Raw genomic sequence first — 10,517 nt, 5'->3', positions numbered from 1 at the left:
CATCGGGGCCTGGGTGTCTGACATGGGAAGCGGGGACAAGACCCGTGACCAACCAGTCATGGCGTCGATCCGCGGGAACCGCGAATCGACGCCGGTGTCGGCTCAGAGCCGGCGTTTGCGGTTGAGCGTCGGAATGGTGGTTTGCGGGACTTCCACCTGTTTTGCCTGCGCCGAGGTTTGCGCCGCCAGCGCGGCCAGAGTCGGCTGGCTGAACAGCGTTCGCGCATCGACGTGTAGCCCGGCCTGACGCATGCGTGCCACCAGACTGACCGCCAGCAACGAATGCCCGCCGAGTTCGAAGAACTGGTCGTTGCGTCCGACCTGCTCCAGTTGCAGCACCTCGGCCCAGATCTGCGCCAGCCGGATTTCGACTTCGCCCTCGGGCGCCTCGTAGCGGCGACTGAGCACCGCCTCAGCCCCAGGTGCCGGCAAGGCTTTGCGGTCAACCTTGCCGTTCGGGGTCAGGGGCAATGCGTCGAGTTTTACGTAAGCACCCGGTGCCATGTACTCCGGCAAACGCTCGAGCACATGGGCGCGCAAGGTTTCGATGGGGGGCGCGTCGAAGCCTTCGCGCACGGTGAAATACGCCACCAGCCGCTCGTCCCGCACCAGCACCACCGCTTCACGCACGGCGGGATGCTCGATCAGCCGTGCTTCGATTTCCCCCGGTTCCAGACGCAAGCCGCGCAGCTTGATCTGGAAGTCGTTGCGGCCGAGGAATTCGAGGTTGCCGTCCGCACGGTAGCGCACCAGATCGCCGGTGCGGTACAGGCGATCACCGGCCACGAACGGGCTGTCGATGAAGCGTTCGGCCTGCATCTCCGGCAAGCCCAGATACCCCCGCGCGACCCCGACCCCGCCGATGTGCAGGTGACCGCTGACACCGAATGGCACCGGTTGATCGTGGGCGTCCAGCACGTAGAGCCGGGTGTTGCAAATGGCCCTGCCAATCGGTAGCACGGAGTCGGGTACAGGCATGTACGGTTCCAGCGTCCATGCGGAGCTGTCGACCGTGGCTTCGGTTGGACCATAGACATTGTGCAAGCGCACCCATGGCAGTTTTTTGCGCACCGCTTGGGCCAGTGCAGCGGTGAGTTCGCCACCCCCACAAAACACATCAGTGAGAGTGGTGCACTGACTGACATCGTCCAACTCAAGAAACTGTTGTAACAGCGCCGGGACGAATTTGACCACGCTGATCTGCTGCTCGCCGATCGCTTGCGCCAGATAGGCCGGTTCACGATGGCCGCCGGGACGTGCCAGAACCAGTCGCATACCGACTGTCAGCGGCCAGAAAAACTCCCACACTGAGCCATCGAAACTGAACGGTGCTTTCTGCAACAACGCACCATGCGTCCTCGGGGGACTGATCTGCGACCCCCAATGCACCAGATTGCATAACCCCCGATGTTCGATCATCACGCCCTTTGGCGTGCCGGTGGAGCCCGAGGTGTAGATCATGTAGGCCAGGTTTGAAGCGCTCAAACCCGGTACTTGCAGGTTTTCAGTCGATGCGTCCTGCCAGGTGCAGCGGTCGAAATTGATGACCGGCACACCCGGATCGCCCAACAGATTGCGGGTGGCGTCATGCACCAGCACCGCCACCGGGGCGCTGTCCTGCAGCATGTAATGCAGGCGTTCCAGCGGGTAGTCCGGGTCCAGTGGCACATACGCACCGCCCGCTTTGAGAATGCCGAGCAAGCCGATCACCAGATCCAGGCTGCGTTCGACACAGATCGCCACCCGCGAATCGGGCTGTACACCGTGCTCACGTAGATGATGCGCCAGACGGTTGGCCTGTTCGTTCAGTTGTCGATAGGTCAGCTGTTGATCCCCGGCCTGCAAGGCGATTGCGTCCGGCTTGCGTTGCACTTGTTGCTCGAACAACACCTGAAGCGGCTGATCGAGCGGACAATCGACTTCGCTGGCATTGAACTCGACCAGCAATTGCTCAAGTTCCGCCGTCGGCAGGATCGACAAGCGATTCAGCGGCTGTTGCGGGGTTTGCTCAAGGGCATCGACCAGTGCCTGCAACGCGCTTTGCACGTAGTCGCCGATACGCTGAGCACCGATGCTCATCAGGGTCCGCGTGGTGATCTGCAAAGCGCTGCCCAAATCATCGACGCTCAGGGTCATCGGGTAGTTGGTGCGTTCTTTGTTCTCCAGGGTCTGGATGCCTTGCCAGGCTTGGTCCGACGCCGATTCCTGCGCCTCAAGTTCGGTGTGCCGATAGTTGAGCAACGCACTGAACAGCGGCGCCGGTGACGCAACGCCGCTGCAACGCTGGGCCAGCGCCAGCGACGCATGTTCGTGCCCGAGCAAGTCGGTCAGTCGGGCGTGGGTGAGCAGCACCGCATCGCGCGCACCTCGATCCATATCTACCCGCAATGGCAAGGTGTTGATGAACACCCCCAGCGCCCGGTCCGCGCCCTCGCCGCCTTGCATCCGGCCCATAAAAACGCTGCCGAACACCACATGTTCCTGCCCCGAGGTCGCCGCCAGCACCTGGGCCCAAGCCAGGTGAATCAGGCTGGCCACGCTGACGCCGGCCTGCCGCGCCTGAAGACGCAAGCGCCGATCCAGTTCCGGCGCAAGCGTGCGTACGGCTTCATCGATGCCGCGACCGTCGCCCTGCACGTCCTGCAAGCCGAACGGCAAAGTCGGCTCGTCGATATCGGCGAGCATTTCGCGGAAGAACGCTTCGTGTTCCTGCTCGCTGACACCGAATCGGGTCTGGGCCACGTAATTGCGATACGGCACCGCTGGAGGCAGCGGCTCACTCAGCCCCAACAGGTTGGCGCGCATTTCATGGCGCAGGACTTCCAGCGCGATGTGATCCAGCGCCAGGTGATGGAACAACAGAATCGCCACGATCCGCCTGTGGGCCGGGTCGCGCGCATACATCAGCCGGATTAGCGGCGCCTGACTGACGTCGATGCGATAACGCCGGGCATCGAAGCGCTCATGCAGTTGCGCGAGGACATCGCCCTCGGCCGGATCAAGATTGATTTCCTGCACCGGCAACTCGGCTTCGCGCCCGACCACCTGCACCGGAGTGGTCAAACCTTCCCAGACCACCGCGGTGCGCAGAATATCGTGGCGCGCCATGACCTGACGCAAGGCCGCCGCATAGGCCTCGACCCGCTCGACGCTGTCGAACGCCAACTGCGACTGCAGCAGATACGGATCACCCTGGGCAGCGGTGATGTGGTGATAAAGGATGCCTTCCTGCAACGGCGCCAGCGGATAAATGTCCTGCACGTTGGCCGCCCCGCCCGGCACCGTGGCGATGATCCGGTCGAGGGTGGCCTGATCCAGTTCTACCAACGGCAACAGATCCGGGGTGATCTGCGTGCAACCTGGCGGAATACGGTTGGCCGGCACTTCGACCTCGCGGCCACTGCCCACCGACGCGGCCAGTGCCGCCAATGTCGGCTGGCCGAACAGCACGCGCACATCGCTGCTCATGCCGAGCTGGCGCATGCGCTCGATCAGGTTGACCGCCAGCAACGAATGCCCGCCCAGCTCGAAGAAGTGATCGTGACGCCCCACCCGCTCGACTTGCAGCACCTCGGCCCAGATCTGCGCCAGGAGAATTTCGACGTCGCCTTGCGGGGCTTCATATTCGCGGCGGATCAACGCCTCCGGCCCCGGCGCCGGCAACGCCTGGCGATCCAGTTTGCCGTTAGCCGTCAGCGGCAGCGCCGTCAAACGCACATAGGCCGATGGCAGCATCGCGCTGGGCAGACGGGTCTTGAGGTGAGCATGCAGTTGCGTGATGTCCAGCGGTTGGCGTTCGGTGAACCAGGCCAGCAATTGCCCGTCGCGCACCTGCACCACCGCATCGCGCACCGATTCATGGCTGCTCAACGCGGCTTCGATTTCACCGGGTTCGATGCGCACGCCACGGATTTTCACCTGATCGTCGTTGCGGCCCAGGTACTCGAGGGTGCCGTCCGGGCGCCAGCGTGCGAGGTCGCCGGTGCGGTACATCCGCGCGTTGGGCTGGCGGCTGAAAGGATCGTCGAGGAAACGTTCGGCAGTCAGCTCCGGCCGGTTGAAGTAACCCCGCGCCACCCCGGTGCCTCCGACGTACAGTTCACCAGCCACGCCAATCGGCACCGGGCGTTGTCGGTCATCCAACAGATAGGCCGTGGCATTGCTCACGGGTTTGCCGATGTGCAGCGTCCGGCCCGGTTCGATTCGCCCCGAGGTCGCGACCACTGTCGCTTCGGTCGGGCCATAGTTGTTGATCACCGCGAACGTCTGCTGGCGATTGAACTGGCGCAGGCGATCGCCGCCGATCAGCAGTGTGCGCAGGGTCGGGTGTTCGAGGTGGCGGCTGAAGGCGTACTCGGCAATCGGGGTCGGCAGGAAACTCACGTCCAGCGGCTGCGCACGCCACCAGTCGAGCAGCCCGTCGATGTCTTCGCCGCCATTACGGGACGGCGCCAGGTGCAGGGTCGCGCCGGCACACAGCGCCGGCCAGACTTCCCAGGCCATGGCGTCGAAGCCGAAGCCGGCGAGGCTTGACGTGTGGCAACCGGCGCTCAGGTCGAAGGCCGTGCAATGCCAGTCGACCAGATTCGATAGCGTGTGATGCTCGACCATCACGCCCTTGGGCTGGCCGGTAGAACCGGAGGTGTAGATCACGTAGGCCAGATGTGCAGTGGTCAGACCCGAAACATCAGGGTTGAGATCGTTGATCGGCCAGCCGCGCGTGTCGATTTCAATCACCGGCACGTCGAACACCGGCAAACGTTCGCGCAGATCGTGCTGGGTCAGGACCACGGCCGGAGCACTGTCGCGCAATAAATAGCTCAGCCGTTCCGCAGGATGAGCCGGATCGACCGGCACATAACCGGCGCCGGACTTGAGAATCGCCAGCAGCGCGACCAGCGTGTCCAGCCCTCGGCGCGCGACCAGCGACACGCGGGCGTCGGGTCGTACGCCGAGCCCGATCAAATGATGGGCCAGGGCGTTGGCCTGTCGGTTCAGCTCGGCATAGGTCAGCCGCTGTCCCTGGAGTTCGACCGCTACCGCATCCGGGCGTGTCGCCACTTGCGCTTCGATGCGCTGGTGGATGGTCAGGTTTTGAGGGTATTGCGCGCGTGTGTCGTTCCACTGCTGCAAGAGCGCCGATTCGGCCGGCAGGCTCAGGCTGAAATCACCCACCATCAGCGCCGGGTCTTCAAGCCCCTGCTCCAGCACCCACAGCAAGCGCCCGCTCAGCGCCGCGATTTCATCGGCGTCAAAGTAGGCCTCGTTGTACACCATGTACAAACTGTCCTCGTAGTCACCACGGCTGCTCAGCAGGTGCACCGACAACGGCGTGCCCTCTTCGTGGTTCGACACTTTGACCACCCGCCCCTGCGCCTCGCCGTAGCGGTATTCATGCGCATCGCGCTCATAGGACACGGTCACTTCGAACAACTGCGAGCGATCCTCGCGCAGCAAGCCGAGGGTACGGTTCATTTCGCTCAAGGGAAAACGTTGATGGCGAAAGTCTTTTTTCAACTCGTCGTGAATCGCCTTGACCAGCGTCTTGAATGACAACTCGCGGCCAAAACCCATGCGCACCGCGCTGACCTGGGTGAACAGCCCCAGGGTCGATTTGAACCGGGCGCCGGAGCGGTTGAGCAGCGGCACGCCCACCACCCATTCGTCACGCTGGGCGCTGCGGCTGAAGTACACATGGATCGCTGCCAGCAGCACATGAAACGCCGATGCGCCGTACTCCCGGGCCACCTGTTTCATGCGTTCGTGCAAGCGAGCCGGAAACACCTGCGAGAAAATCCGCGTCGGTGCCGCAGCGCCGGCAAAGCGTTCCTGATAACGCGGCAGCAACAGCGGTTCGGGCCGATGTTGGTATTTGTCCAGCCAATACGCCCGGTCGCGGGCGTAGCGGTCGGACTGAAAATACCGCGCATCGTCACGGATGAAATCGACATAGGACGGCGCCGAATCGGGCGGCAATTGCCCGAGCGCCAGCGCGTTGTAGATCTCGTCGAGGGATTTGAGCATCTCGCCGAAACCCCAGCCATCGACGATCAGGTGGTGGGCCTGGAGTGACAGCCAATGGCAGTTGTCATCGAGCCAGAGCAGACGAAACCGGAACAACGGCCCGCCATCCAGCGTAAACAGTTGCTCGATGTTTTCCTGCGTCAGTTGGCGCGCTGCGGCGTATGGATCGGGTTGGCTGCGTAAATCGTGCACCGGCATCGGCACCGGCATGGACCGGGCAAAACGTTGCAACGGCAGCCCATCCTCGCCGGCCCCCGACAGCAGGCTGGTGCGCATCGCGTCATGCCGGGCCACGAGACCTTCAAGCGCCGCCTGCATCAGGGCCGGATCCAGCGGCCCGGTCAGTTCGACATAGCCACCGATGTTGTACATCGGCGAATTTCCCTGACGCAATTGATCGAGCCAGATGTCGCGCTGGGCGGCAGTCAGCGGAAAGGCCTCGGAAATCGCGGACAGACCGTCCGCCGCGTCGGCAGCAAATTGGTTCATAAGATCCATCTCACGTGATTTGGCGCGTATTCAAGCATCGGCCCCGAAACCCGCGTGACACGTAAAACCCGGACAACACTCCCCTCTTTGTACAGTTGTGCGAACCAACAGGGCCTGAGAAGTCAGCTAATCCCCTAAAAGTTCGGAAAGAAATGACTGAAAATCCTGTAGGACAATTGCCACACTCGACTACCCGTTAGTGTCCCGCAATGGCGCGGCACCGCGATCCGAACCCCGGAATCCGGGGTTCGTACTAGATCGTACAGTCAAAGCCTACGAGTCCTTACACATTGATCTGACAGAAACGTGACGCCATTTTTTCGGAAATGGTGGCACTTTGTGTCCCTGTTTTCCCCTACAGACGTAGGACAAATGCATAGGCTTAAATCCCGTTCCAGATCGATTTTCAGGAGAAACAACTGGGTGGGCGTTTCACGGGTGCATGCACGGCAGACGATTCGGCAATGGCTCTAAATCAAGGATGACAAGGATATGAATCTGACCGGCAGTCTTCGCAACATGGAAAATCCGCACTTTTACTGGCAACTGGGTGAACTGATCGCCAGCACCGGCAACGAGCGTTTTGCCACCAACATGTTCCAGCTGGTCGACAACCTCGTTCCGGTCAATCGCGTCGATCTCAGTGAGTGGACCCTGGACGAACGGGAATCCAGCGTGGTCGAGATCAAGGCGTTGGGCAGCGCCGGTTTGCCGGACACCTTCCCGCCCCCGGCCCCGTTGCAGCACCCGGACGACCACCCGCTGCTGCAACAGATGATCGAGATGAACGACTCGCTACTGATTCAATTGAAAGCCTCGCTCCAGCATCGACACCCGCACCACAGCGTCCACCAATGCAATCTGGTGTCACGCACGTCCAACCGCCGTTGCGTCATCTCGTTCTACCGCCCCCACACGCATCGGGTGTTTTCCCTGCCGGAACTGTCGTTCCTCAAGCGCCTGTCCGACACCTTGTTGCCATTGATCGAGCGCCACGCGCACATCAGTCGCCAAATCACCGCCAGGCAACCCCGCGCGCCACAAGCCGATCAACCCCAGACACCATTGCAACAGGTGTTCGACGAACGCCTGGCGTTGGGTGACATCACCTTGTCGGTGCGAGAGAAAGAGGTCTGCCTGGGCCTGCTGACCGGCGGCACCGTGCCGCAGATGGCAGAAAAGCTGCGGGTCAAGAACAGCTCGATCGAGACCTACCTCAAACGTGCGGCCGCCAAGCTTGGGGTCAGCGGGCGACACGGTCTGGCGAAATGGATGGCTGGGGCCTGATCCGGCATTTTTCTCATTCCGGGCGCCCGGCGTCCGCCCTCATTCGTGAACGAGGCTGTTTGATGTTCAGGTTGCCGATTTCCCTGCTGTCCGCTGCGCTGCTGGGCGGTTGTTCGTTGATTCCCGATTACCAGCGACCGGCATCGCCGAGTGCCGCGCAGTATCCGCAAGGTCCCGCGTATGCCGCGCAATCCCCGGTCACGCCCCGCGCCGAGGACTGGCGCGCACTGTTCAATGACCCGGCGTTGCAGCAACTGATTGAAAGCGCGCTGGTCAACAACCGTGATCTGCGGGTGGCCGCGCTGAACGTCGAGGCGTTCCAGGCGCAGTACCGCATCCAGCGCGCCGATCTACTGCCGGCGGTCTCGGCCAATGCCAACCAACTGCGTCAGCGGGTGCCGTCCAGCGTGACCCGAACCCAAGCGGCGATCACCTCGACCTACTCGGTGAATCTGGGCATCAGCGCCTATGAACTGGACTTCTTCGGCCGGGTACGCAGCCTCAGCGAGCAGGCGCTGCTGACCTGGCTGTCCACCGAAGAGGCCCGGCGCAGTGCGCAATTGAGTCTGGTGGCCAACGTCGCCAACGCTTACCTGACCTGGCGCGCCGATCAGGAGTTGCTAGTGCTGGCCCGGGAAACGCTGGCCGCCGACGAACGAAGCCTGCACCTGACCACCCGCAACCGCGAGGCCGGCAAATCCTCGGCGCTGGACCAGATTCAGGCGCAGACCAGCGTCGACAGCACCCGCGCAAGCCTCGCTCGTTATCAGCGTCAGGTCGCCCAGGACTTTAACAGCCTGACGTTGTTGGTGGGTGCGCCGGTGCCCGAGCACCTTCCGGCGCGTCCGCTGGACAGCGACCTGGTGGCATCCGTGCCGGCCGGGTTGCCGTCCGATCTGCTGCAACGTCGGCCGGACATTCTCCAGGCCGAATACAAGCTGCGCGCTGCCAATGCCAACATCGGCGCGGCGCGGGCGGCGTTTTTCCCGAGTGTCAGCCTGACCGCCAATGCCGGGACGTCCAGCCGCGACCTGTCCGGGCTGTTCAAGGGCGGCTCCGGGGCCTGGACGTTCCAGCCGCAGATCAACCTGCCGATCTTCAACGCCGGCAGTCTGCGCGCCAGCCTGGACTACGCGAAGCTGCAAAAAGACATCAGCGTCGCCGAGTACGAAAAGACCATTCAGACGGCATTTCAGGAAGTGTCCGACGGCCTCGCGGCGCGCCAGACCTACGAACAACAGCTCCAGGCCCAGCGCGATCTGGTGCAGGCGACCCAGGATTATTACGACATGGCGCAGCATCGCTATCGCAGCGGCGTCGACAGCAGCCTGACGTTCCTCGATGCTCAGCGTTCGTTGTTCAGTTCTCAGCAAGGGCTGATTACCGACCGGTTGGCGCAACTGGTGGCGCAAGTGAATCTGTACACCGCGCTGGGCGGCGGCTGGAGCCCGGTCGAGCCGCCACCGCCAGCACATTGAGTCATGTTTTCTTACACCTTTTGTCGCCTGTTCCGACATTGACAGGTGATCAAAAACCGACCTGCTGGATCATTTTGGTATCATGCGCCGCTTTTACGGTTAACCCGCCCGCCTGTCCTGCCGACCGGCGGGCTCCAAAGGGCGGTATGAAATGACGGCTTTGTTGACTCGCCGCAAGGTGCTTGCGGGAATGGGCGTACTCGGTCTCGGCCTGCTCGCCGGCTGCGACACCCGCGGCGAACTGTCGTACAAGTACGGCAAGGATCTGAGCGACAAGATCCTCGGACGCACCTTCAAGCTCAAGGACACCGAAGGCAACACCGTGACGCTGTCGAGCTTTCGCGGCCTGATGCCGATGATCTTCTTCGGCTTCACCCAGTGCCCGGCGATCTGCCCGACGACGCTGGCCCGCGCCGCGAAAATCAAGAAGCTGATGGGCAAGGACGGCGACATCCTGCAAGTGGTGTTCATCACCCTCGACCCGGAACGCGACACCCCGGAAATCCTCGACGCCTACGTCAAGACCTTCGATCAAAGCTTCGTCGCGCTGTACGGCACCCTCGAAGAAACCAAGGCCACCGCCAAGGAATTCGACGTGTTCTACGAAAAAGTCCCGGCCGGCGACACCTATACCCTTTCCCACACCGCCACCAGCTATGTCTACGACACCCGGGGCACGTTGCGTGTGGGCCTGTCTCAATCGCTTTCTGCACAAGAGTGCACGGAAGATTTGCTTACCGTCATGGAGGTCTGCTGATGAACCCCTTTCTGAACCACATCAAACGTGCCGCACTGGGCCTGTCCCTGCTGGGCCTGGCGTTCCAGGTATCGGCGCAGACCAAGGTCGACGACGCGTGGGTGCGCGCGACCGTGCCGAACCAGTCGGCCAGCGGCGCGTTCATGACCGTCACCGCCGACAGCGACAGCAAGCTGCTCAGCGTTGCTTCGCCGGCGGCCAAGGACGTGCAGATTCATGAGATGACCATGAAAAACGACGTGATGAGCATGGGCCCGGTGAAATCGGTCGACCTGCCAGCTGGCAAAGCCGTCAACTTCGATCCGAATGGCTACCACGTGATGCTGATGGGCCTGACCGCTCAACTGAAGGAAGGCGACAGCGTGCCGCTGACCCTGACTATCGAAAACGCCAAGGGCGAAAAGGAAACCGTGGAAGTGAAAGCGCCGGTCAAGGCGCTGACCATGGAAGGCCACGATCACAGCAAGATGCATTGATCGCTG

At 62.4% G+C, this 10,517-nt stretch carries 5 protein-coding genes; 4 read left to right on the top strand and 1 reads right to left on the bottom strand.

The genetic code is table 11. The features are described 5' to 3' along the window. Positions 1–102 precede the first annotated feature (102 nt). Positions 103–6,513, bottom strand: a complete 6,411-nt coding sequence (locus PDR5_RS11735; protein WP_064595545.1) for a non-ribosomal peptide synthetase — start codon at positions 6,511–6,513, stop codon at positions 103–105. A 492-nt stretch (positions 6,514–7,005) separates the two neighbouring features. On the opposite strand from PDR5_RS11735, the gene PDR5_RS11730 reads away from it, so the two are divergent. From PDR5_RS11730 to PDR5_RS11715, 4 genes are all read left to right on the top strand, one after another. Further along, complete coding sequence (locus PDR5_RS11730) at positions 7,006–7,800, top strand: helix-turn-helix transcriptional regulator (protein WP_064595544.1); 795 nt, start codon at positions 7,006–7,008, stop codon at positions 7,798–7,800. A 62-nt stretch (positions 7,801–7,862) separates the two neighbouring features. After that, complete coding sequence (gene adeC, locus PDR5_RS11725) at positions 7,863–9,278, top strand: AdeC/AdeK/OprM family multidrug efflux complex outer membrane factor (protein WP_064595541.1); 1,416 nt, start codon at positions 7,863–7,865, stop codon at positions 9,276–9,278. 151 nt (positions 9,279–9,429) lie between these two features. Continuing rightward, a complete protein-coding gene (locus PDR5_RS11720; protein WP_064595539.1) occupies positions 9,430–10,035 on the top strand; it encodes an SCO family protein in 606 nt (201 codons plus the stop codon). Continuing rightward, positions 10,035–10,511, top strand: coding sequence for a copper chaperone PCu(A)C (locus tag PDR5_RS11715; protein ID WP_064595537.1), 477 nt, complete (start codon positions 10,035–10,037; stop codon positions 10,509–10,511). The genes PDR5_RS11720 and PDR5_RS11715 overlap by 1 nt, the downstream gene beginning before the upstream one ends. The last annotated feature ends 6 nt before the right edge of the window (positions 10,512–10,517 follow it).

This window comes from Pseudomonas sp. DR 5-09 (assembly GCF_001655595.1).
GTDB classification, from domain to species: Bacteria; Pseudomonadota; Gammaproteobacteria; order Pseudomonadales; family Pseudomonadaceae; genus Aquipseudomonas; species Aquipseudomonas pharyngis.
Note: the sequence above shows the minus strand (reverse complement) of the source record. Positions and strands in the feature narration are given on the sequence as shown.

Coding starts and splice junctions, on each gene's coding strand:
- PDR5_RS11730 (WP_064595544.1), top strand. CDS start 7,006: ATGAATCTGACCGGCAGTCTTCGCAACATGGAAAATCCGCACTTTTAC.
- adeC (WP_064595541.1), top strand. CDS start 7,863: ATGTTCAGGTTGCCGATTTCCCTGCTGTCCGCTGCGCTGCTGGGCGGT.
- PDR5_RS11715 (WP_064595537.1), top strand. CDS start 10,035: ATGAACCCCTTTCTGAACCACATCAAACGTGCCGCACTGGGCCTGTCC.
- PDR5_RS11735 (WP_064595545.1), bottom strand. CDS start 6,513: ATGAACCAATTTGCTGCCGACGCGGCGGACGGTCTGTCCGCGATTTCC.
- PDR5_RS11720 (WP_064595539.1), top strand. CDS start 9,430: ATGACGGCTTTGTTGACTCGCCGCAAGGTGCTTGCGGGAATGGGCGTA.